Here is a 21633-nt window from a genome sequence, read left to right on the forward strand (position 1 = left end):
CAAGCTCAGTCGTTTACGGCCGAGAAGGTGACTGCCGCCTCATGAAGCGGATCCTGACTGCCGCTTTCGCCGCCCCGCGGCTCACCCCGGCTCCCCATCCATGGGCCGCCGCCGCGCAGCTCACCGCGGTCCCCACTCATGGGCGGGTCCAGGTCCACGAGCGTGGCCTGAAACCTGGTATCCACGCCCCTCCGGGCGGACGGCGGGAAGTTGGCTCGACAGGTCCTAGGGACGCGTCGCGTGCTCCAGCTCCACGATCACGGAGTAGTAGCTGCGGCCCGTCGCGTGATCCATGCCGACCTCGCACATCCGGTTCGCCGACAGATGAGCGTCGAAGCCACGGGCGGTCACCTCGGCGGCCTCCTTGCGGGTGGCCGACTCGGTGAGCTCCTTGTGGAGCATGCCTCGGTCGCCCGCGAACGCGCAGCACCCGGCGTCGTCCGGGACGACGACCTCGTCGGCACAGGCCTCGGCGACGGCCCGCAACTGCGCCACATCGCCCAGGTGTTCCATGGAACACGTCGGATGAAGGACCGCCGAACCGACCGTCCGGTGCACCGTCAGGTGCGGCAGCAGCTCGTCCGCCGCCCACACGATCGAGTCGACGATCCTGAGCTCCTTGTGCAACTCCCTGTTGTCGTCCGTCAGATAGGGGACGACCTCATGGGCGATGCCGAGCGTGCACGACGAGGCGTCGACGACGAGCGGCAGTCTGCCGCCGGCGGTCCAGCCCCAGGCCGCCTCGACGATCCGGTTCGCCATGACGGTGTTGCCCTCGTCGTACCCCTTCGAGTGCCAGATCGTGGCGCAGCACGTCCCCGCGACATCGTCCGGAATCCAGACCGGCCGTCCCGCGCGCGCGGACACGGCGACCATGGCCTGCGCGAGGGACACCTCTCCGGGGCTGCCGAAGATGCGGTTCACACAGGCCGGGTAGTAGACCGCGGCAGCCCCCACGCGCGCGGTGCGGGGCAGCTTGCGGGCAGCGGCGGCGGGGATCTCCGGCAGCCACTCCGGTACGAGGTCGGGGCGGACGGCCTTGCGGGCGGCCTGGGTCACGGAGGTCAGGAGCCGGTCACCGATCTTGCCCGCGGCCGCCACGGCGAGCCGCGCCGACGCCTCGACGGCCCTGAAGTTCTTCGCCGTGAACGCGGCCACCTTCTCCTCGCGCGGGCTGTGCCGCGCGTGCCGGAACTCCTTCATGAAGGCGCCCGTGTCGATGCCGACCGGACACGCCAGCTTGCACGTCGAGTCGCCCGCGCACGTGTCCACAGCGTCGTACCCGTAAGCCTCGACAAGCCCGTCCTCGACCGGCGAACCGGACGGCTGGCGCATCATCTCGCGGCGCAGGACGATCCGTTGGCGTGGCGTGGTTGTCAGATCCTCACTGGGACACGTCGGCTCGCAGAAGCCGCACTCGATGCACGGGTCGGCGATCAGCTCCACCTTGGGGATCGTCTTGAGGCCGCGCAGATGGGCCTTGGGGTCGCGGTCGAGGACGATACGGGGCGCGAGGACACCGTCCGGGTCGATGACCTGTTTGGTGCGCCACATCAACTCCGTGGCCTTCGCGCCCCATTCGAGCTCCAGGAACGGCGCGATGTTGCGCCCCGTGGCGTGCTCGGCCTTGAGCGAACCGTCGAAGCGCTCGACGGTGAGGCGGCAGAACTCGTCCATGAACGCCGCGTACCGCTCGACGTCCTCGGGCCTGCCCGCGTCGAAGGCGAGCAGGAAGTGCAGATTGCCGTGCGCCGCATGACCGGCGACGGCGGCGTCGAAGCCGTGCCGCCTCTGGAGTTCGAGGAGCGCCTCGCACGCCTCGGCCAGGCGCGACGGCGGCACCGCGAAGTCCTCGGTGATCAGCGTCGTCCCGGAGGGGCGCGATCCGCCGACCGCCGTCACGAACGCCTTGCGGGCCTTCCAGTAGCCACCGATCGTCTTCGCGTCCCGCGTGAACGCGTTGGTCACCGAGGCCACGGGCGCCACCAGTTCGAGCCCCTCAAGCACCTCGGCGGCCGCCGCCTCGTAACGCTCCTGGGCGGCCTCGTCCGGCGCGCGGAACTCCACCAGGAGCGCCGTCGTCGACTTGGGCAGGCTCGCCCAGTCGGCGGGCACCCCCTCCACACGCACCGAGGCCCGCAGCGTATTGCCGTCCATCACCTCGACGGCGATCGCGCCCGCCGCGTTGAACAGCGGGACCGCCGCTGCCGCCGCGGGCAGCGAGGGGAAGAACAGCAGCGCCGTGGAGACCTTCCGGTCGAGGGGCAGCGTGTCGAATACGACCTCGGAGATGAAGCCGAACGTCCCCTCGGACCCCACCATGAGGCCGCGCAGGATCTCCACGGGTGTCGCGCCGTCCAGGAAGGCATCCAGGCGGTAGCCGTTGGTGTTCTTGATCTCGTACTTGGCGCGGATGCGGGCGACCAGCTCCGCGTCGGCCTCGATCTCGCCCTTGATCTCCAACAGGCCCACGCAGAGAGCCGGTTCGGCGTGCTCGAGGAACGCTTCGGCATCGGGGTCGGCCGTGTCCACCACGGTGCCCGAGGGCAGCACGAAGGTGAGCGAGGCGACCGTCCGGTAGGAGTTCCTTGTGGTGCCCGCCGTCATGCCCGAGGCGTTGTTCGCGACGACCCCGCCGATGGTGCAGGCAATGGCGCTTGCCGGGTCGGGGCCGAGCACTCGCCCGTGCCGCGCGAGCGTGATGTTGGCGCGCACGACTGTCGTACCGGGGCCGATCCTGGCCCGCTCACCGTCGCCGATGACCTCGATGCCCGCCCAGTGCTTGCGGACGTCCACGAGGATGTCCTCGCCCTGCGCCTGCCCGTTGAGCGACGTGCCCGCCGCGCGGAAGACCACCTCGCGGCCCCTGCCGTGCGCGTACGACAGGACGGCCGACACGTCGTCGATGTCCTCGGCGACCACCACGACCTGCGGCACGAAACGGTAGGGACTCGCGTCCGACGCGTACCGCACGAGGTCCGAGATGTGCGTGAGGACCTTGTCCGCCCCCAGGAGCCCGGACAGTTCGGAGCGGAGCGGCTCCGGGGTCCCGCCGGCCTGAGCGTCCGGTACCCGGTCGGGCGCCGGGCCTCCCGCGTGCGGTCCCGGGCGCAGCGCTTCCGGCTTCGGCTCCAGCAGGGGCATGCCTCTCCAACCTCTCTTCGGCCGCTGTCGGCCCGGGGCTAACAGCGGTGGTCGTACGGCGTCTCGAACAGCGCGTTCATCAGGACGCCCAGCTGGGCGCGCTGGTCGGGGCTCAATGGAGCCAGGATGTCCTCTGCGGCGGTCCTGCGCGCGCTGCGCAGCTCACGCAGCGCCTTGCGGCCCTGTTCGGTGAGCTCGATGCGGATCACCCTGCGGTTCGTGGGATCGGGCACCCGGCGCACCAGCTCGGCCGTCTCCAGACCGTCGACCAGGGTCGTCACGGCGCGGGGCACGACTTCGAGACGCTCGGCCAGGTCGGCCATGCGCGGCGGGGTGTCGTAGTGCACGAGGGTGCGCAGAAGCCGGGACTGGGCGGGCGTGATCCCGACCGGCTCCAGATAGCGCTTCTGGATCCGCTGCAGCCGCCGGGTCAGCCGGAGCAGCTGCTCCGCGAGAAGGCCGTCGGCGTCCGGGGTACTCATGTGCGGAACAATATCAGGACCTTGTTCATTGTGAGTATAGGTAACAATGAGCTATGCTCCCTGAGACCTTGAATCACGACTCGTAGGAGGCTCATGCGTCACGACGAACCCGGCTGGACGCCGTCGCCCTCCGACACCACGTCGCCGGAGCCGCGGCAGATGCGCCGCATCCTGGCCCTCTTCCGTCCCTATCGCGCCCGACTCGCGCTGGTCGGCCTGCTCGTCGGCGCCGCCTCGCTCGTCTCGGTCGCCACGCCCTTCCTGCTCAAGGAGATCCTCGACACCGCGATCCCGCAGGGCCGCACCGGGCTGCTGAGCCTGCTCGCCCTGGGCATGATCCTCAGCGCCGTCGTGACCAGCGTCTTCGGCGTCCTGCAGACCCTGATCTCCACGACCGTCGGCCAGCGCGTCATGCACGACCTGCGCACCGCCGTGTACGGCCGGCTCCAGCGCATGTCGCTCGCCTTCTTCACCAGGACCCGCACGGGTGAGGTCCAGTCCCGCATCGCCAACGACATCGGCGGCATGCAGGCGACGGTCACCTCCACCGCCACGTCCCTGGTCTCCAACCTCACCAGTGTGGTCGCCACCATCGTGGCGATGGTCGCGCTCGACTGGCGGCTCACGGCCGTCTCGCTGGTCCTGCTGCCCGTCTTCGTGTGGATCAGCCGCCGCGTCGGCCGCGAGCGCAAGAAGATCGCCACGGAGCGCCAGAAGCAGATGGCCGCGATGGCGGCCACGGTCACCGAGTCCCTCTCCGTGAGCGGCATCCTCCTCGGCCGCACGATGGGCCGCGCAGACTCGCTCACCCGCTCGTTCGCCGACGAGTCCGACCAGCTCGTCGGGCTCGAGGTCCGGTCGAACATGGCGGGGCGCTGGCGCATGGCTGTCATCACGGTCGTCATGGCCGCCATGCCCGCCGTCATCTACTGGGTCGCGGGCGTCGCGCTCCAGCTCGGCGGCCCCTCCGTCTCGATCGGCACCCTGGTCGCCTTCGTCTCGCTCCAGCAGGGCCTGTTCCGGCCGACCGTGAGCCTGCTCGCCACCGGCGTCCAGATTCAGACGTCGCTGGCGCTCTTCCAGCGCATTTTCGAGTACCTCGACCTGCCGATCGACATCACCGAGCCCGAGCAGCCCGTCCGCCTCGACACGATCAAGGGTGAAGTCCGCTTCGAGGACGTCGAGTTCCGTTACGACGCCGCCGACGGCAAGAGCGCGGCCATACTCGACGGGATCGACGTCACCGTTCCCGCGGGCGGCAGCCTGGCCGTCGTCGGCCCCACCGGCTCCGGCAAGTCCACGCTCAGCTACCTGGTGCCGCGTCTGTACGACGTCACGGGCGGGCGCGTCACCCTCGACGGGGTGGATGTGCGCGACCTGGACTTCGACACCCTCGCCCGTGCCGTCGGCGTCGTCTCCCAGGAGACGTACCTCTTCCACGCCTCGGTCGCGGAGAACCTCCGGTTCGCCAAGCCCGACGCCACCGAGGAGGAGCTGCACGCTGCGGCCAGGGCGGCCCAGATCCACGAGCACATCGCCTCCCTGCCCGACGGGTACGACACCGTCGTCGGCGAGCGTGGCCACCGGTTCTCCGGCGGCGAGAAGCAGCGCCTCGCCATCGCCCGCACGATCCTGCGCGACCCGCCGATCCTCATCCTCGACGAGGCGACGAGCGCCCTGGACACCCGCACCGAGTTCGCCGTGCAGGAAGCCATCGACGCCCTGTCGGCCAACCGTACGACCGTGACCATCGCCCACCGGCTGTCCACGATCCGGGGCGCCGACCAGATCGTCGTCCTCGACGGCGGGCAGGTGGCCGAGCGCGGCACCCATGAGGAGCTTCTGGAACGGGACGGCCGCTATGCCGCCCTGGTCCGCAGAGACTCCCAACTGGAGCCCGCGAGCCCAGCCTGATCCGAACGAAAGACCCTGGGCCGTGACCGGGCATGCGGGTGACGCCCAAGTGGAGCCACCGACGCTACGATATGCCCCGGTTTGCCATCCTCTGCGGGTTAGCGTTCGGCCATGCTGAACGAGACTCCGCAAAGGAGCACGATGCGACTGACACGCCGGGGCCGCGGCTCCCTGATTGCTGGTGGGGCCCTCGTGGCGGCGGCCGCCGCGGTGGTGGTGCCGCTCCTGCTCCCGCACCACGGGGGCGGTGACAAGCGGCCGCAGGCACTGACCGTCCCCGAAGGCTGGCGTGCGGGCCAGGTCTACGAGGCCCTGGACAAGGCCCTCGGTGTCCCGGCAGGCACGAGCAAAAAGGCCGTCCCCAAGGCCGGCCTCAAGCTCCCGGGGGACGCGGAGGGCAACCCGGAGGGCTACCTCTTCCCGGCGACGTATCCACTCAACGACAAGTCGACTCCGGCGAGCCTGCTGTCCTACATGGTCAACACCGCCAACAGGAAGTTGAACGGCAGCCAGGTGACGGCGGGAGCCGACCGGGACGCGGTGAACCCCTATCAGACCCTCACCATCGCGAGCATCGTCGAGGCCGAGGCGGCCACCAAGGAAGACATGGGGAAGGTGGCCCGCGTCATCTACAACCGGCTCGACCGCGGTATGCCGCTCCAGATGGACTCGACCATCAACTACGGGCTCAACCGCTCCACGCTCGACACCACCACCAAGGACACCCGGGCCGAGAACCCGTACAACACCTATGTCCGGATGGGGCTGCCGCCCACCCCCATCGCCAACCCCGGGGCCGAGGCCATGAAGGCCGCGATCAGCCCGCCGCAGGGGGACTGGGTGTACTTCGTGACGGTCAAGCCCGGCGACACCCGCTTCACGGCGGACTTCAACGAACAGCAGAAGAACGTCGCGGAGTTCAACAAGCTGCGCACGAGCGGCAAGCCGTCGTCCGCCTGAGCGGGTCGCGACTGACCGGGCCGCGCCTGATCGCACGCAGCTTGATCGGCCCGCGCCGGAGCGTCGCGTTCGGGAGCGTCAGGCGGCCACCGGCGCCCCGGCCAGCAGGCGCTTGATGTCCCGTACGGCCGCGCGCCCCGCCCGGTTGGCGCCGATCGTGCTGGCCGAAGGCCCGTAGCCCACCAGATGGATCCGCGGATCGGCGACCACCCGGGTGTCCTCGGCCTGGATGCCGCCGCCGGGCCCGCGCAGCTTCAGCGGTGCCAGATGCTCGATCGCGGGCCGGAAGCCCGTGGCCCACAGGATGACGTCCGCGTCGACCCGCCGGCCGTCGTCCCACTCGACGCCGGACGGCGTGATCCGGTCGAACATCGGCAGCCGGTCGAGCACACCATCGGCGCGGGCCTTGCGGATCGCGTCGTTCAGCGGCAGCCCCGTCACCGACACCACGCTCTGCGGGGGCAGCCCCGCCCGGACCCGCTCGTCTACCAGGGCGACCGCCGCGCGGCCGAAGTTCTCGTCGAAGGGACCCTCGTTGAAGACGGGCGGCCGGCGCGTCACCCAGGTCGTCGCGGCCGCGTAGGGCGCGATCTCCATCAGATGCTGCGTCCCGGAGGCCCCGCCGCCCACCACGACCACCCGCTGTCCGCGAAACGCCTCCGGACCCGGGTAGATCGCGGTGTGGAGCTGACGTCCGCGGAACGTCTCCTGCCCCGGGTAGCGCGGCCAGAACGGCCGGTCCCAGGTGCCCGTCGCATTGATCAGCGCACGCGTCGACCACGTCCCGGCGGACGTCTCGACGAGCAGCCTCCCTCCCCCAAGGACTCCGACAGGCTCCGTCCAGGGGGGACCCCCACCGCCTTCACGCACGGCGCGCACATCGACGGGACGCCGCACCCGCAGGTCGAACGTCTCCTCGTACGAGGCGAAGTACGCCGCGATCACCTCTGACGACGGCCTGGCCGGGTCCGCGCCGGTCAGTTCCATGCCCGGCAGCGAGTGCATGCCGTGCACCCTGCCGTACGTCAGTGAAGGCCAGCGGAACTGCCAGGCTCCGCCGGGGCGCGGGGAGTGGTCGAGCACGACGAAGTCCCGCTCCGGCTCGAAGCCGGCCCGGCGCAGGTGGTAGGCGCTGGACAGTCCTGCCTGCCCAGCGCCTATGACGACCACGTCGACCTCGCGTACGTCCGCTGTGTCCCGCACCCCGATATCGTTCACGCTTCTACTAACTGCACCGGGGTCCTGGATCTTCCCGCAGCGAGCGCGCGACGGTTCAGCGGCCCCCGGCCACCAGAAGCGGCGCGCCACCGACGGCCGGCCTGGTGAGCGGCGACGCCGGTGTCCGCGGCAGCAGACCGCGCGCCGCCAGGTCCGGGATCACACCCTCCCCGAACCAGTACGCCTCCTCCAGATGGGGATAGCCCGACAGGACGAAGTGCTCGACGCCCAGCGCGTGGTACTCCTCGATCCGGTCCGCGACGTCGGAGTGGCTGCCGACGAGCGCCGTGCCCGCGCCGCCCCGCACCAGACCGACGCCCGCCCACAGATTGGGCGAGATCTCCAGGTCGTCGCGCGAGCCCCCGTGGAGCGCGAGCATCCGCTGCTGCCCGACCGACTCGCTGCGGCCGAGCGCCTCCTGGGCGGCCGCCACGGTCTCCGGCGACAGGTCGTCGAGCAGCCGGTTCGCCGTTGCCCACGCCTCCGCCGACGAGTCGCGCGAAATCGTGTGCAGCCGGATCCCGAACCGGACCGTGCGACCCTCCTTCTCGGCCAGCCCTCGGATCCAGTCGATCTTCTGCTTCACCTGCTCGGGCGGCTCGCCCCAGGTCAGATAGACATCGGTGTGCCGCGCGGCGACCGGACCCGCCGCGGCCGAAGAACCGCCGAAGAAGATCTCCGGCAGCGGGTCGGGCGGCAGCGCGGTGAGACCGCCCTCCACCTGGTAATGCTCACCGCCGAAGTCGAACGGCTGCCCGCTCCACACACCGCGCACGACCGAGAGGAACTCGTCGGTCCGCGCATAGCGCCGGTCGTGGTCCAGGTGATCGCCGAAGCGCCGCTGCTCGGTCGAGTCACCACCCGTCACCACGTTCAGGAGCAGCCGCCCGCGTGTGATCCGCTGGTACGTGGCCGCCATCTGGGCGGCGAGTACCGGCGAGATCACCCCGGGCCGGAACGCCACGAGGAACTTGAGCCGCTCCGTGTGCTGGGCGAGGGCCACCGTCGTCAGCCAGGCGTCCTCGCACCACGTGCCCGTCGGCGTCAGAACCGCTTCGAACCCCAACTGCTCGGCGGCCTTGGCTATTTGGGCCAGGTAGTCGATGTCGGGCGCGCGCACGCCGCTGACCGGAGCGATCCGCGAGCGCTTCACGCCCCCGTCGGTGTAGGCGTGTCGGTCCACGAGCGTGCGGCCGTCGCCGCCCGTCGGCAGGAACCAGTGAAGGTGGACGCTCATCGTCAGGACTCCTTGCCGAAGGTACGGGGTGCGGTCGTCGACGCCGGCAGACCACCGTTGAACCGGGTGTCCACGAACGACGCGAAGTCGACCTTGCGGGGGATCAGCTTCAGCCTCGCGAAGGTGTCGGCGATCTGCTGCTCCGAGGCGATGGCGGGCTTGTCCACGGCGACGGTGACCCGGGTGCCGTTGGTGCGCTTCACCGCGTCCAGAGCGACGTCGTAGGGCAGCCCGGTGTCCTTCGCCCAGACCTTCGCCCACGCCTCGGGATGCTTGAAGACCCAGTCCTGGGCGCGCTTGAGCCGCTTGAGGTAGTCGCCGATCGCAGCGGCCTTCTTGCTGTCCTTGAGCGAGGACGGCGCCGCGACCTGGAACGCGAGCCCATTGGTGAGCCCGTCCCCATCGGTGAGCACACGCCCCTGCTTCCCCCGCAGAACCTGGGAGGTATACGGGTCCCAGACGGCCCAGGCGTCCACCTTGCCCCCGGTGAACGCGGCCAGCGCGTCGGCCGGCTGGAGGTACTTGACCTGCACGTCCTTCAGGGAAAGACCGGCCTTCTTCAGGGACGCGACCAACTGGTAGTGCGCGGACGAGCCCTGCGCCACGGCGATGGACCGGCCCTTGAGATCCTCGGGCTTCTTCAGCTTCGAGTCGGTCGGGACGAGGATGGTGTCGCCCTTCGCGGTCCCGTGGCTGGCCGCCACGATGGTGATCTTCGAGTTGGCGCCGGCCGCGAAGACGGGCGGGGTGTTGCCGACCCCTCCGATATCGACCGCCCTGGCGTTGACGGCCTCAAGGAGCGGTGGCCCGGACGTGAAGGTCGACCAGCGGATCTTGTAGTCGAGGTCGTCGAGCTCTCCGGCGGCCCGGAGTACGGCTTCCGAACCGCCCTTCTGGTCACCGACGTTGAGCGTGAGGCTCCCCTTGCCGTCAGTCCCGCCGCCGCCCGAGGCGCCGGTGGACGTATCGGCGGCGGAGGTACCGGAGCAGGCGGCGAGCAGCAGGGCCAGGGGGAGCAGCAGAGCGGGGGCGAGGCGTCGTCGCATGGGGAGTCCGTTCGGTGGGTTCATGGCAGGTCGTCCTGGCGGGTTGGTCATGGCTGGTCGGTCTCGGCGGGTGGGCTTCGGCCCGTCGGCGCAGGCCGGAATGGCCGTAGGGCGGTGTGCCGGTACGGGTGGTGTGTGTAGGGGTGGGAGAACCTGACGAAACGTCAGGCAGCGGCAGGGGAGGAAGTCTCCGGCGCGTCGACCCCCAGTCGGTGGAGCAGCTCGGTGCGCAGTTCGCCGAAGCGCGGGTCGGATATCCCGCGCGGACGCTCCAGATCGATCTCGGTCTCGTACGCGATGACGCCTTCGTCCATCACGAGCACACGGTCGGCGAGCAGGACGGCCTCCTCGACGTCGTGCGTGACCAGGAGGACGGCGCAGCCGCGTCGCTGCCACAGCTCGTCGACGAGGTGCTGCGCCTTGATGCGGGTGAGCGCGTCGAGTGCGCCGAACGGCTCGTCGAGCAGCAGCAGATCGGGCTCGCGCACCAGAGCGCGGGCCAGCGACGCACGCTGGGCCTCGCCGCCGGACAGGGTCTTGGGCCACGCGTTGGTGCGATGGTCGAGGCCGACCTCCTCCAACGCCCGCTCGGCGAGGGCCCGTTCGGGCTTGCCCGGCAACCCGAGCAGTACGTTGCGCCACACCCGCTTCCACGGCATGAGGCGCGGCGCCTGGAACGCGACGGCCTTGCGGCGCGGCACGAGCACGGTGCCCTCGATGTCGCGGTCGAGCCCGGCGAGGATGCGCAGCAGGGTCGACTTGCCGCAGCCGCTGCGGCCGAGGAGCGCCACGAACTCGCCCGGATTCACGTCGAGATCGAGGCGGTCGATGACGGCACGCCCGTCGAAGGAGCGGGTGAGCCCCTCCACGCGTACGGCCGAACGGGTCTCTGTGGACGGGGACTTGGTGGTGGTCACCGGCCGGTGAACGTCGGTCGCCATTGCAGCAGCAGCCTTTCGAGGGTACGGACGACGAAGTCGGCGAGCAGGCCGAGGAACGCGTAGACGATCAGGCAGACGACGATGACGTCGGTCCGCAGGAAGTCGCGGGCCTGCACCATCAGGAAGCCGATGCCGGCGTCCGCGTTGATCTGCTCGGCGAAGACGAGGGCCAGCCAGGAGATGCCGAGCGAGTACCGCAGCCCGGTCATGGCGCCGGGTAGCGCGCCCGGCAGGACCACATGGCGTACGAGACCCCAGCGGGAGAGTCCGAGCGACTCCCCGGCCTCGATCAACTGCGCGTCCACGCCGCGGATTCCGGCGTACACGTTCAGATACAGCGGGAACGAGACGCCCAGCGTGATGATGGCGATCTTCGGCGCCTCGCCGATCCCGAACCAGATGATGAACAGCGGGATCAGCCCTACGAACGGCACGGTCCGCAGCATCTGCACGCTGGCGTCCACGAGGTCCTCGCCGACCCGGAACAGGCCTGAGACGAGGGCGAGTCCGGTACCGACGACCACGCCGAACAGCAGGCCGATCGCGACGCGCTGGAGCGAGACCCCCATGGCGTTGGGCAGCGACCCGTCGGAGACGAGGTCGCCGGCGACCCTGGCGATGGTGCCGGGCGAGGCGAGGACATCGGCAGTCAACACACCTGTACTGCTGAGGAGTTGCCACAGGATGAGCAGCAGGACGGGCCCGGAGGTGCGACGCAGCCAGCGCGGGACCCGAGTGCGTCGGGTGGAGGAGGGGACGAGACGGACGAGCTCGGGACTGCCGACGGAATCGGCATGGGATGGGGCATGGGATTGGGCATGGGATGGGGCATCGGAATCGGCGGGGACGGCATCCGGGGCAGCCGACTTGGCGACGACGTCCGGGTCCGGCGGGGCATGGCTGATGCTCATGGGTGCTCCACGCAGAAGGCAGGGGAGGGCAGCGGTGAAGGTGAAAGGGGTACGCGTATGCGTCAGCGCCCCCGCGTGAGTTCACGCGGGGTCGAGGCAGGGGCGTACGGGGCTACGCGACGTAGCCGGAGATGCGGGGAAAGGGCGTCAGCAGCCGCGGCGACACGCGGCGGAGGCCACCCGCAGCAGGTCGATGTGACCGCGCGTGGTGAGCAGAACTGAACGCAACATGCCGCAGAAAGTAGCCACCTTGTCGACGCAAGGTCAATGGCGTCTCGATGGATGGACGCGCTGTATCAGGTGGCGGGCCCGGATCGGGCGCGGACGGCGCCCGATGAGTGAGGATGGACGCATGTCCGACGCCTTCACCACGCGCATCCTGAACGTATCCACCGGCTCCGCGGAGCGGGTCGTCGACCTGACCCACGACTGCGAGACCTTCCTGAGCGAGGTCGCCGCGGGCCGCGACGGCCTGCTCAACATCTTCGTGCCCCACGCGACGGCCGGCGTGGCCGTCATCGAGACGGGCGCGGGCAGCGACGACGACCTCCTCACCACCCTCCACTCCCTGCTCCCCGCGGACGACCGCTGGCAACACCGCCACGGCTCCCCGGGCCACGGCCGCGACCACGTCCTCCCGGCCCTGGTCCCACCCCACGCCACCCTCCCGGTGATCGCCGGCACCCTGGAAATGGGCACGTGGCAGTCGGTGTGCCTGGTGGACACAAACACGAGTAACACCGACCGTCAGGTCCGGCTGAGCTTCCTCGGTTAAGGGGCCGCCGGCTGGAACTGTAGAGGGGGAGCCCGGCCGCGCCAACCGAGTGGTTGGCGTTGTCGCCCGTCGGTCACAGCCGCTGAGCTTTGCATCGACCGCGGGGTACCTGCGCAGCGTGACAGTAGGTTCTTCGTCTGCTGGTGGTACAGCACATGCATCGGTGTTGAGCTGGGGTAAGACTCTCGGTCGGGGACTGGTCCGTGGATGGTCCGGACCTTGGTAGCTGCTGGCCCGGGCGGCAGGGGCGGTCGGGAGTGGGAAGTCGTGGGGGCGATCGGGAGAGTGGAGGACGCTCTCGCGGGTGGCCCGTCCTATCGACTACGGCCGGTGGTCGTCGCAGAGCCATCCGGCGGGATGGAAGCGTGCCGGCGCCCCGCATGGCTGTAACGCAGCCCCGCAATGGTCCCGGTGGGCGATCGGTGAAGCCTCCGTCACTGCAGGCATTGCCCTCGGGACGTACTTTGGTGAGCGGGGTGCCGGGATTTAGGGGAGCGGCGCGGTCTCGTGGTCTGGCGCGGCCGGTGGCCGGACACGGCACGCTCGGTCGCCGTCCTCCATAGGACGCCGTACCGGACGTTGCCTCGGCATCAGCTACCACCGAACCGCCCGCGCGTCGAGTCGTAGAATCCGGCGGTGAACGCCAACGTCGTCCGGCCGTTGTGCGTGTTCGCGGGGGCCCCTATGTCTTTGGTCAAGCTGGTCTGGTGTGGGTTCGAGGCATCTGGAACGATGCGTCCGTGCCTGCTGATGATCGGGTTGGTGAGGGTGTCCCCGCGGGGCTCGCGGTGTTCCTCCTGCGGGAGGCGGTCGACGGCCGCCCGGTGAAGATCGCTCCTTCTGTCTGTGAGGGGTGCGGCGGTCGTGTGTTCTTCGTGCTGGTCAACGCGTCCGGCGCGGAACGGGAGTGTTCGGGCTGCGACCGCCGTGCGTTCATCGCGGACAGCGAGGAGTACTGGAACGAGGAGTCCTGGGAGGACGACGAGCCCGGTGCGGCCGGCTGCCCGTGCGGGAGCGAGGAGTTCGAGGCCGCGGTGGCGTTCTCGCTCGGCAACGACGGCTCGGTCCGCTGGGTGACCGTGGGCCTGCGGTGCATCAGGGATGGGTTCTGCGGGGTCTATGCCGACTGGAAGATCGACTACGGACCAACGGATCACCTGCTGGCCATGGTCTAGGTTTGCGGAGCGACGGCCCGAATGGGCTGCGGTTCACAGAAGGTTCCGTCGCGGAGCATGGCGAAGAGGACGTCGGCTCGGCGTCTGGCGAGGCAGAGCAGGGCCTGGGTGTGGTGCTTGCCCTTGGCGATCTTCTTGTCGTGGTAGGTCCGGGGATGCGGGGTCGGCCAGGGCAGCGAACGCAGAGAGGAAGAAGGCTCGTTTGAGCTGCTTGTTCCCGGTGCGACATCTGTGGGCACCCCAGGATTCACCTTTCGTCACCATGCTCTACGCAGGCCTCGACAACCCCACCTCGCACAACAGCCAACTCCGGGCAGTCTCCCACCACTGTGCGATGGGAGACCGGCGTTGTAACCGCGGTTTGAACTGCCGTGCTTTCCTAGCTCCCTGGATTCAGAGCAGTCCGCGCTCCATCAAATCGTGCGCCTCGTCCCAGTCGATGAACCGGCACACACCGGTCGACAGGTCCACTGCGATGGGAAGGTTACCTCCCAGCTGCATGTCTTCGACGCCGTGGTCCAAATACTCGACGTGATCGTAGGGGGCGATCAACTGGCCTCTGTCGACCAAGCAGTACTCCGAGATGATGCGCACGTTGGACGATTGCCCCCAGTCCCGACTCTGCTCGGCCAGGAACTGCGCAGCCCTGCCCTCTGCCTCATCTCGTTCGAGCATGTCAGTTGGTCCTCATGAGGTAATAGTGGCGGTAAGACGACACTGCCGGTCGCGCCTCCATGAGTCTCGTTGGCGCTCCAATCCCGAGAGAGCGTCGGGCCACGGCGTTGGTCCGGTACGCAACGGAGTCCGGATAGCCTGGAGTTGTGTCTTAACGGAGTTTTGCGGACACGAACATCGATAATACGAACCGTCAGGTGCGCCTGACCTTCCTCGGCTGATGCTTGCGGCGGGGCTGTGGCGTCGAGTGCCGGTGCGCCGAATGCCCCTTGGCCCGTGCGTGCGCAGCCCGTCAGTGCCGTGTTCCTCGGCGAGGCCGGGCGGCGGTAGCTGAACGCGCCCCCTCTTCGTCCCTCATGAGGTCCCGTTGCGGGCTTGCGGAGCGGTTCGACGCCCGGATGCCTCCCGAGCGTCAGTTATGTGACGGGCTCGTCCAGGGGTTCTTGCTGGTTTTTCTGGTCGAGAGCGGCGGCCCAGCCGGCAGGGAGTTCGAGGCTCCACCGTGGGCGAAGGCGTCGAGGCGGCAGCGCTCGCGTGGGAGAGCCGCCCCAGCTCCGCCTCGGCGACCACACCTGGCACGATCACGCCAACCGCAGCTCAGCGAACCATCACCAGGTCGACCTGACGGCAGGCGCACCACACACGCGTGTTTCGTGCAGCCGGACGCGTGGATCGTGCAGGAGTTCGCGTGGACGTCCTTCGCATACTCGGAGCCTCAAGGGACCGACGCGACCCGGATGACACGCGGAGGCAGTTTTCAATGCAAACGTTCGTCTATACATCCCACCCCTCGCGGGTGGTCTTCGGCGCCGGCACGGTCGGCCGCCTCGGTGAGGAGGTCGAGCGGCTCGGGTGCTCCCGGGTGCTGCTGCTGTCCAGCGGGCCGCTCGCGGCGGCCTCCGTACAGGTGCGCGAGGCGCTCGGCGGACTGCTGGCGGCGGAGTTCGACGGCGCCGCCATGCACACGCCGGTGGAAGTGACCGAGCAGGCTCTCGACGTGCTCAGGGAGTCGGCCGTGGACGGCATCGTCGCCGTCGGCGGCGGCTCGACCACGGGCCTGTCGAAGGCACTGGCCCTGCGCACGGGCCTGCCGCAGGTGATCCTGCCGACCACCTACGCCGGCTCCGAGGTGACCCCCGTGCTCGGCGAGACCCGGGACGGTCGCAAGGTCACCCAGTCGTCTCCGGAGATCCTGCCCGAGACCGTCGTCTACGACGTCGACTTCACTCTCACGCTGCCGCTGTCCATTACGGTCACGAGCGGCGTCAACGCGCTCGCCCACGCCGTCGAGGCGCTGTACTCCGCCGAGGCCAACCCGGTCACCGACCAGCAGGCCCTCGACGCGATCTCACGCATCGCCCGCGCGCTGCCCCGCCTCGCCGCCGACCCGTCCGACCTGGAGGCGCGCGCCGACCTGCTGCACGCGGCCTGGCTCGCCGGAACCTGCCTCGCCACGGTGGGTATGGGCTTGCACCACAAGCTGTGCCACACCCTCGGCGGCAGCTTCGACCTGCCGCACGCCGAGACGCACACCGTCGTCCTGCCGCACGCGATGGCCTACAACGCGCCCGCGGTGCCCGACGTGATGCGCCGCATCGCCGACGCCCTGGGTGTGCCCGACGCCCCCAGCGGCGTGTACGACCTGGTCGCCTCCCTGGGCGGTCCCACCTCGCTGCGCGACCTCGGCATGCCGGAGTCCGGCCTCGCCCGCGCCGTCGAGCTGGCCACCTCGACGCCCTACCCGAACCCGCGCGAGCTGACTGCCGAGGGCATCGCGGAACTTCTGGCCGGCGCCTGGCACGGACGCCGCCCCGTGGGTCCCCCCTCCACGGAGGCCCGGCTGGCCCGTCTCACCGAACAGGTCGTGGCGAGCTTCGGCGAGGCCCCGGACCCGCGCGTCCGCACCCTGCTGAGCGACCTGGTCCGGCACCTGCACACCTTCGTCGCCACCAACGACGTCACCGAGGACGAGTGGCAGTACGCCATCGACTTCCTCACCCGCACCGGCGAGATCTGCGGCCCGACCCGTCAGGAGTTCGTGCTGCTGTCGGACACCCTCGGCGTCTCCAGCGCCGTGGACCTCCTCACCAACTCCCGTACACCCAGCGCCACTCCGTCGGCCGTGCTCGGTCCCTTCTATGTGGACGGCCCACCCGAGACCGAGCACGGCGGCGACATCGCCGCGGGGCTGCCCGGCATCCCGCTCTGGGCGGACGTGCGGGTCACGGACACCGACGGTGAGCCGATCAAGGGTGCGGTGGTGGACGTGTGGCAGTCCAACACGGACGGCTTCTACGACGTCCAACTCCCGGATCTGGAAGGGCCGGTGCTGAGGGGCCGGCTGCGCACCGACGCCGAGGGGCGGGTCACGTTCTGGTCCATCCTGCCCTCGGAGTACCCGATCCCGGGGGACGGGCCGGTCGGGCAGATGCTCGACGCGGTCGGGCGGCACCCCTACCGGGCGCCCCACCTGCACTTCATGTTCGACGCGCCGGGCCACGGCCGGCTCATCACGCAGCTGTTCGTGTCGGGCGGTGCCTACATGGACAGCGACACCGTCTTCGGCGTCAAGGACGAACTCATCGTCGACTTCACGCCGGGGACCGGCCCCACCCCCGACGGCCGCCACGTCGACGGCGAGTGGCGCCGGCTCGAATACACCTTCCGTCTCGCCCCCCTGGCCGGATGACCGAGGAGCACCCACCCATGACCACGACCGATGCGCACGACACGTACGACACCGATGTCCTCGTCGTCGGCAGCGGCCCCGCCGGTGGTTCCACCGCGCTGCTGCTGGCCACCTACGGCATCCGCACCCTGCTGGTGACGAAGTACGGCTGGCTGGCCAACACGCCGCGGGCGCACATCACCAACCAGCGCACCATGGAGGTCCTGCGCGACCTCGGGGTGGAGTCCGAGGCGCTGGCCCTCGGCAGCCCGTCCCACCTCATGGGCGACACGGTGCTGTGCACCTCGCTGACCGGGCACGAGATCGGCCGCATCCGCAGCTGGGGCACGGGGCCCGCGACGGCGAGCGAGTACGTGTCGAAGAGCCCCTGCGAGATGATCGACCTGCCGCAGACCTATCTGGAGCCGATCCTGGTGAACAACGCGGCGGCCCGCGGCGCCAAGGTGCGCTACGACACCGAGTTCCTCAGCTTCACCCAGGACGAGAACGGCGTCACCGCGCTGCTGCGCGACCGGGTCCGAGGCGACGAGTTCACCATACGGGCCCGCTACCTGATCGGCGCGGACGGCGGGCGCAGCACGATTGCCGAGCAGCTCGGCCTCCCCTTCGACGGACGCATGGCCAAGGCCGGCAGCATGAACATCGTCTTCAAGGCCGACCTCGCCCAGTACTGCGCCCACCGGCCGAGCGTCCTGTACTGGGTGATGCAGCCCGGGGCGGAGATGGGCGGCATCGGCATGGGCCTGGTGCGCATGGTGCGTCCGTGGAACGAGTGGCTGCTGGTGTGGGGGTACGACATCGAGCAGCCGCCGCCGGAGGTGGACGAGGAGTCGGCGCGGCAGATCGTACGCGACCTCATCGGCGACCCCGACCTGCCGGTGGAGATCATGTCGACCTCGTTGTGGACCGTCAACCACAGCTACGCCTCGGTGTTTTCGTCGGGAAGGGTCTTCTGCGCGGGTGACGCGGTGCACCGGCACCCGCCGTCCAACGGGCTCGGCTCCAACACCTCCGTCCAGGACGCGTACAACCTCGCCTGGAAGCTCGCGATGGTGGTCCGTGGCGAGGCTGGCCCCGAGCTGCTCGACACCTACTCCGCCGAACGAGCCCCCGTCGGGCGGCAGGTCGTCGAGCGGGCCAACCTCAGCCGTGACCAGTTCGGCCCGATCTTCGACGTGCTCGGCATCGGCGGTGGCGGCGATGACGAGGCCATCGCCGACGGGCTCGCGGCAATCGGTGCGCCGACCCCCGAGGGCGCCAAGAAGCGGCGCCTGCTCGAAGAGGCGATCCAGCTCAAGAACTACGAGTTCAACGCGCACGGCGTCGAGATGAACCAGCGCTACGAATCCTCCGCAGTGCTGCCGGACGACAGTCCCGCCGAAGTCTGGGAGCAGGACCGGGAGTTGGTGCACCAGCCGACGACCCGGCCCGGCGCGAAACTGCCGCACGCGTGGCTCGTCGACGAGCACGGCGAGCGCCGGTCCACGCTGGACGTCGTCGGGCGCGGCACCTTTACCGTGCTGACCGGCCTGTCGGGCGGCGTCTGGGACATCGCCGCGACCGCGTGCCAGGAAGAACTCGGCGTATCGCTGCGCGTGGTGTGCGTCGGCGACGACAACTTCCGTGACGCGTACGGCGAATGGAGCCGCGTCAGCGAGATCGCCGAGGACGGCGTGCTGCTGGTGCGCCCGGACGGCTACGTCGCCTGGCGCCGCGCCACCGCCCCCGAGACCGCGCGGTCGGCTGAGGACGAACTGCTCGGCGCGCTGCGCCGGGTGCTGGCCCGGTAGGAGAGAAAACGGCATGGACAAGGTGATGGCCACGGCCCAGGAGGCCCTGGCGGATGTGACGGACGGACGGTCGTTCGCCGTCGGCGGCTTCGGGCTGAGCGGCGTCCCCGAGGTGCTCATCGGCGCTCTGTACGAGAGCGGGGCGAGTGATCTGGCGGTCGTGTCGAACAACTGCGGCGTCGACGGCCGTGGCCTCGGCATCCTGCTGGCCGCGGGCCGTATCGCCCGGGTCACGGGCTCGTACATCGGCGAGAACAAGGAGTTCGCCCGCCAGTACCTCGCGGGCGAACTGGAGGTCGAACTGACGCCGCAGGGCACGCTCGCCGAGCGCCTGCGGGCGGGCGGCGCGGGGATCCCTGCCTTCTACACCACGGCCGGCGTCGGCACCCAGGTCGCCGACGGCGGTCTGCCGTGGCGCTACGCCGCGGACGGCTCGGTCGCCGTGGCCTCGCCGCCCAAGGAGGTGCGGACCTTCGACGGTGTGGACCACATCCTGGAGCACGCCGTCACCACGGACTACGCGCTGGTCAGGGCGGCGCGTGGCGACCGCCACGGCAACCTGTTCTTCCGGCGCGCGGCCCGCAACTTCAACCCGCTGGCCGCCATGGCCGGACGCGTCACCGTCGCCGAGGTGGAGGAGCTGGTCGAGCCGGGCGTCCTCGGCCCCGACGAGATCCATCTGCCGGGGGTGTTCGTGCAGCGGGTCGTGGCACTGACTCCCGAGCAGGCGGCCGACAAGGGAATCGAGAAGAGGACGGTGCGCGAGCGATGAGCTGGAGCAGGGACGAGATGGCGGCGCGCGCCGCGAGCGAGCTGAGGGACGGCGACTACGTCAACCTGGGCATTGGTCTGCCCACCCGCGTGGCCGACTTCCTCCCACCGGGCGTCGACGTCGTCCTGCACTCGGAGAACGGGTTGCTCGGCGTCGGGCCGTACCCGTCGTCCAACGAGGTCGACGCCGACCTGATCAACGCGGGCAAGGAGACCGTGACCGTACTCCCGGGAGCGTCCTTCTTCGACTCCTCGCTGTCCTTCGGCATGATCCGCGGCGGCCACATCGATACCGCCATCCTGGGCGCGCTCCAGGTCTCTGTCCGCGGCGACCTCGCCAACTGGGCGGTCCCCGGAAGGATGATCAAGGGGATGGGCGGTGCGATGGACCTCGTCCACGGCGCCGGCCGGGTCGTCGTGCTCATGGAGCATCTGACGAAGGACGGCACCTCCAAGATCGTCCAGGAGTGCACGCTGCCGCTCACGGGCCGCGGCTGCGTGGACCGGATCATCACCGACCTGTGCGTCCTCGACGTCACGCCCCAGGGGCTCGAACTCGTGGAAACCGCACCGAGCGTGACGGTCGATCAGATCGCCGCCGTGACACCCCTGACCCTCCATCGATAGACCTGTTGGGAGCAACCGATGATCGAGCGACCGCGTGACGTGTACGTCGTCGACGCCGTCCGTACCCCCTTCGGCCGCTACGGCGGTGCCCTCGCTGGCGTACGCCCGGACGACCTCGTCGCCGGTGTGCTGCGCGCCCTCGTCGACCGCAGTCCCGGCCTGGACCCGTCGCGCATCGACGACGTGCTGCTTGGCAACGCCAACGGCGCGGGCGAGGACAACCGCGACGTGGCCCGCATGGCCGTCCTGCTCGCAGGGCTCCCGGTCAGCGTGCCCGGCGCCACGGTCAACCGGCTCTGCGGATCCGGCATGGAAGCCGTCATCCAGGCAGCCCGGGCCATCGCCCTCGGCGACGCGTCCATCGCCGTAGCGGGCGGTGTCGAGTCCATGAGCCGCGCGCCCTGGGTGCTGCCGAAGCCGGAGCGAGCCTTCCCGGCGAATGACCAGCAGCTGCACTCGACGACTCTCGGCTGGCGCATGGTGAACCCGCGGATGCCGGCAGAGTGGACGATCCCGCTCGGCGAGAGCGCGGAGCTGGTGGGTGCCAAGTACGCCGTCAGCCGGGAGGCACAGGACGCGTTCGCCCTGGACAGCCACCGCAACGCCGCCCTCGCCTGGAGCGAGGGCCTGTACGCGGGAGAGGTCGTCCCCGTCGAGGGAGTGGAGCTGACCCGGGATGAGGGCATCCGCGACAACACCTCCCTGGAGGCACTCGCCAAGCTCAAGCCGGCCTTCGTCGCGGACGGCACGATCACGGCCGGCAACGCCTCGCCGCTGAACGACGGGGCGGCCGCGCTGCTGCTCGCCGACGAGGACGGTCTCGCGGCGATCGGGCGCGAGCCTCTGGCCCGGGTACGGGCGGCGGCGGTGACGGGCATCGAGCCGCAGTACTTCGGGCTCGGCCCGGTCGACGCCATCCGCAAGGTGCTCGACAAGGCTGCGGTCGCTCCCGGCGATCTGCACACGATCGAGCTGAACGAGGCCTACGCGGCCCAGGCCCTGGGCTGCCTGGCCGCACTGCCGGAACTCGACCCGGAGGTGGTCAACCCGCGTGGCGGCGCCATCGCGATCGGCCACCCGCTGGGCGCGTCGGGCGCCCGCATCACCGGAGCGGTCGCGCACCAGCTGGCCACCGCGGGCAGCGGCACGGGCCTGGCGGCGCTGTGCATCGGGGTGGGCCAGGGGTTGGCGCTGGTACTGGAACGCTGAGGTGCGGGCCGGGGGGTCGGCTCGGGTGCCGGGATGCTGAGGTGTGGGCCCGGCACCGGCTCCCGTACC

18 protein-coding genes and 1 pseudogene are annotated in these 21633 nt (G+C 70.1%); 9 read left to right on the forward strand and 10 right to left on the reverse strand.

Annotated features, from left to right (window positions below; genetic code table 11):
• Positions 1-225 precede the first annotated feature (225 nt).
• Positions 226-3144, reverse strand: a complete 2919-nt coding sequence (locus OG574_RS38250) for an FAD-binding and (Fe-S)-binding domain-containing protein (RefSeq protein ID WP_326776932.1) — start codon at positions 3142-3144, stop codon at positions 226-228.
• A 38-nt stretch (positions 3145-3182) separates the two neighbouring features.
• Positions 3183-3626, reverse strand: a complete 444-nt coding sequence (locus OG574_RS38255) for a MarR family winged helix-turn-helix transcriptional regulator (RefSeq protein WP_100598426.1) — start codon at positions 3624-3626, stop codon at positions 3183-3185.
• Positions 3627-3719: 93 nt separating this feature from the next.
• On the opposite strand from OG574_RS38255, the gene OG574_RS38260 reads away from it, so the two are divergent.
• Positions 3720-5540: an ABC transporter ATP-binding protein gene (locus tag OG574_RS38260; protein WP_326776933.1), complete on the forward strand. Its 1821-nt coding sequence runs from the start codon at positions 3720-3722 to the stop codon at positions 5538-5540.
• A 111-nt stretch (positions 5541-5651) separates the two neighbouring features.
• Positions 5652-6500: an endolytic transglycosylase MltG gene (gene mltG, locus OG574_RS38265; protein ID WP_326776934.1), complete on the forward strand. Its 849-nt coding sequence runs from the start codon at positions 5652-5654 to the stop codon at positions 6498-6500.
• Between the two features lie 78 nt (positions 6501-6578).
• On the opposite strand, the gene OG574_RS38270 is transcribed toward mltG, so the two are convergent.
• The 6 genes from OG574_RS38270 to OG574_RS52810 all read right to left on the reverse strand — a co-directional run bounded on the left by OG574_RS38270 (position 6579) and on the right by OG574_RS52810 (position 12084).
• Positions 6579-7718, reverse strand: a complete 1140-nt coding sequence (locus OG574_RS38270; RefSeq protein ID WP_326776935.1) for an NAD(P)-binding domain-containing protein — start codon at positions 7716-7718, stop codon at positions 6579-6581.
• A 55-nt stretch (positions 7719-7773) separates the two neighbouring features.
• Positions 7774-8955, reverse strand: a complete 1182-nt coding sequence (locus OG574_RS38275) for an LLM class flavin-dependent oxidoreductase (RefSeq protein ID WP_326776936.1) — start codon at positions 8953-8955, stop codon at positions 7774-7776.
• Positions 8956-8957: 2 nt separating this feature from the next.
• Complete coding sequence (locus OG574_RS38280; protein WP_326778754.1) at positions 8958-10001, reverse strand: ABC transporter substrate-binding protein; 1044 nt, start codon at positions 9999-10001, stop codon at positions 8958-8960.
• A 164-nt stretch (positions 10002-10165) separates the two neighbouring features.
• Positions 10166-10942 (reverse strand): ABC transporter ATP-binding protein, encoded by a 777-nt coding sequence (locus tag OG574_RS38285; RefSeq protein WP_326776937.1) that lies wholly within the window; start codon positions 10940-10942, stop codon positions 10166-10168.
• A complete protein-coding gene (locus tag OG574_RS38290) occupies positions 10915-11853 on the reverse strand; it encodes an ABC transporter permease (RefSeq protein ID WP_326776938.1) in 939 nt (312 codons plus the stop codon). Before OG574_RS38290 ends, OG574_RS38285 begins: the two co-directional genes overlap by 28 nt.
• A gap of 147 nt (positions 11854-12000) precedes the next feature.
• Positions 12001-12084: a putative leader peptide gene (locus tag OG574_RS52810; RefSeq protein ID WP_350495123.1), complete on the reverse strand. Its 84-nt coding sequence runs from the start codon at positions 12082-12084 to the stop codon at positions 12001-12003.
• A 121-nt stretch (positions 12085-12205) separates the two neighbouring features.
• Here OG574_RS52810 and OG574_RS38295 point away from each other — a divergent pair, with 121 nt between their 5' ends.
• Together OG574_RS38295 and OG574_RS38300 are read left to right on the forward strand one after the other, a co-directional pair.
• A complete protein-coding gene (locus tag OG574_RS38295; protein WP_326776939.1) occupies positions 12206-12628 on the forward strand; it encodes a YjbQ family protein in 423 nt (140 codons plus the stop codon).
• Positions 12629-13368: 740 nt separating this feature from the next.
• A complete protein-coding gene (locus OG574_RS38300; protein WP_326776940.1) occupies positions 13369-13803 on the forward strand; it encodes a hypothetical protein in 435 nt (144 codons plus the stop codon).
• Here OG574_RS38300 and OG574_RS38305 read toward each other — a convergent pair.
• Together OG574_RS38305 and OG574_RS38310 are read right to left on the reverse strand one after the other, a co-directional pair.
• A pseudogene (locus OG574_RS38305) lies at positions 13800-14043 on the reverse strand (IS110 family transposase); the annotation flags it as partial. The gene OG574_RS38300 and the pseudogene OG574_RS38305 overlap by 4 nt on opposite strands.
• A gap of 153 nt (positions 14044-14196) precedes the next feature.
• Positions 14197-14478: a hypothetical protein gene (locus OG574_RS38310; RefSeq protein WP_326776941.1), complete on the reverse strand. Its 282-nt coding sequence runs from the start codon at positions 14476-14478 to the stop codon at positions 14197-14199.
• A 760-nt stretch (positions 14479-15238) separates the two neighbouring features.
• Between OG574_RS38310 and OG574_RS38315 the strand changes: the two genes are divergently transcribed.
• The 5 genes from OG574_RS38315 to OG574_RS38335 are packed head-to-tail and all read left to right on the forward strand — an operon-like array spanning position 15239 to position 21564.
• Positions 15239-17167 carry a maleylacetate reductase and hydroxyquinol 1,2-dioxygenase domain-containing protein gene (locus OG574_RS38315; protein ID WP_326776942.1) on the forward strand — a complete coding sequence of 643 codons (1929 nt, stop codon included), beginning with the start codon at positions 15239-15241 and terminating at the stop codon, positions 17165-17167.
• A gap of 17 nt (positions 17168-17184) precedes the next feature.
• Positions 17185-18957, forward strand: coding sequence for an FAD-dependent oxidoreductase (locus OG574_RS38320; RefSeq protein ID WP_326776943.1), 1773 nt, complete (start codon positions 17185-17187; stop codon positions 18955-18957).
• 13 nt (positions 18958-18970) lie between these two features.
• Positions 18971-19729 carry a CoA transferase subunit A gene (locus OG574_RS38325; RefSeq protein WP_326776944.1) on the forward strand — a complete coding sequence of 253 codons (759 nt, stop codon included), beginning with the start codon at positions 18971-18973 and terminating at the stop codon, positions 19727-19729.
• The gene (locus OG574_RS38330) at positions 19726-20355 is read left to right on the forward strand and encodes a CoA transferase subunit B (protein ID WP_326776945.1); all 630 of its coding nucleotides are present in this window, start codon (positions 19726-19728) and stop codon (positions 20353-20355) included. The genes OG574_RS38325 and OG574_RS38330 overlap by 4 nt, the downstream gene beginning before the upstream one ends.
• A gap of 18 nt (positions 20356-20373) precedes the next feature.
• Positions 20374-21564: a thiolase family protein gene (locus tag OG574_RS38335; protein ID WP_326776946.1), complete on the forward strand. Its 1191-nt coding sequence runs from the start codon at positions 20374-20376 to the stop codon at positions 21562-21564.
• The last annotated feature ends 69 nt before the right edge of the window (positions 21565-21633 follow it).

This window comes from Streptomyces sp. NBC_01445 (assembly GCF_035918235.1).
Taxonomy (GTDB): Bacteria; Actinomycetota; Actinomycetes; order Streptomycetales; family Streptomycetaceae; genus Streptomyces.

Excerpts from the sequence above, each read along its gene's own strand:
- OG574_RS38250 (WP_326776932.1), bottom strand. The coding sequence starts at position 3,144 with ATGCCCCTGCTGGAGCCGAAGCCGGAAGCGCTGCGCCCGGGACCGCAC.
- OG574_RS38255 (WP_100598426.1), bottom strand. The coding sequence starts at position 3,626 with ATGAGTACCCCGGACGCCGACGGCCTTCTCGCGGAGCAGCTGCTCCGG.
- OG574_RS38260 (WP_326776933.1), top strand. The coding sequence starts at position 3,720 with ATGCGTCACGACGAACCCGGCTGGACGCCGTCGCCCTCCGACACCACG.
- mltG (WP_326776934.1), top strand. The coding sequence starts at position 5,652 with ATGCTGAACGAGACTCCGCAAAGGAGCACGATGCGACTGACACGCCGG.
- OG574_RS38275 (WP_326776936.1), bottom strand. The coding sequence starts at position 8,955 with ATGAGCGTCCACCTTCACTGGTTCCTGCCGACGGGCGGCGACGGCCGC.
- OG574_RS38280 (WP_326778754.1), bottom strand. The coding sequence starts at position 10,001 with ATGCGACGACGCCTCGCCCCCGCTCTGCTGCTCCCCCTGGCCCTGCTG.
- OG574_RS38285 (WP_326776937.1), bottom strand. The coding sequence starts at position 10,942 with ATGGCGACCGACGTTCACCGGCCGGTGACCACCACCAAGTCCCCGTCC.
- OG574_RS38290 (WP_326776938.1), bottom strand. The coding sequence starts at position 11,853 with ATGAGCATCAGCCATGCCCCGCCGGACCCGGACGTCGTCGCCAAGTCG.
- OG574_RS52810 (WP_350495123.1), bottom strand. The coding sequence starts at position 12,084 with ATGTTGCGTTCAGTTCTGCTCACCACGCGCGGTCACATCGACCTGCTG.
- OG574_RS38295 (WP_326776939.1), top strand. The coding sequence starts at position 12,206 with ATGTCCGACGCCTTCACCACGCGCATCCTGAACGTATCCACCGGCTCC.
- OG574_RS38310 (WP_326776941.1), bottom strand. The coding sequence starts at position 14,478 with ATGCTCGAACGAGATGAGGCAGAGGGCAGGGCTGCGCAGTTCCTGGCC.
- OG574_RS38315 (WP_326776942.1), top strand. The coding sequence starts at position 15,239 with ATGCAAACGTTCGTCTATACATCCCACCCCTCGCGGGTGGTCTTCGGC.
- OG574_RS38320 (WP_326776943.1), top strand. The coding sequence starts at position 17,185 with ATGACCACGACCGATGCGCACGACACGTACGACACCGATGTCCTCGTC.
- OG574_RS38325 (WP_326776944.1), top strand. The coding sequence starts at position 18,971 with ATGGACAAGGTGATGGCCACGGCCCAGGAGGCCCTGGCGGATGTGACG.
- OG574_RS38330 (WP_326776945.1), top strand. The coding sequence starts at position 19,726 with ATGAGCTGGAGCAGGGACGAGATGGCGGCGCGCGCCGCGAGCGAGCTG.
- OG574_RS38335 (WP_326776946.1), top strand. The coding sequence starts at position 20,374 with ATGATCGAGCGACCGCGTGACGTGTACGTCGTCGACGCCGTCCGTACC.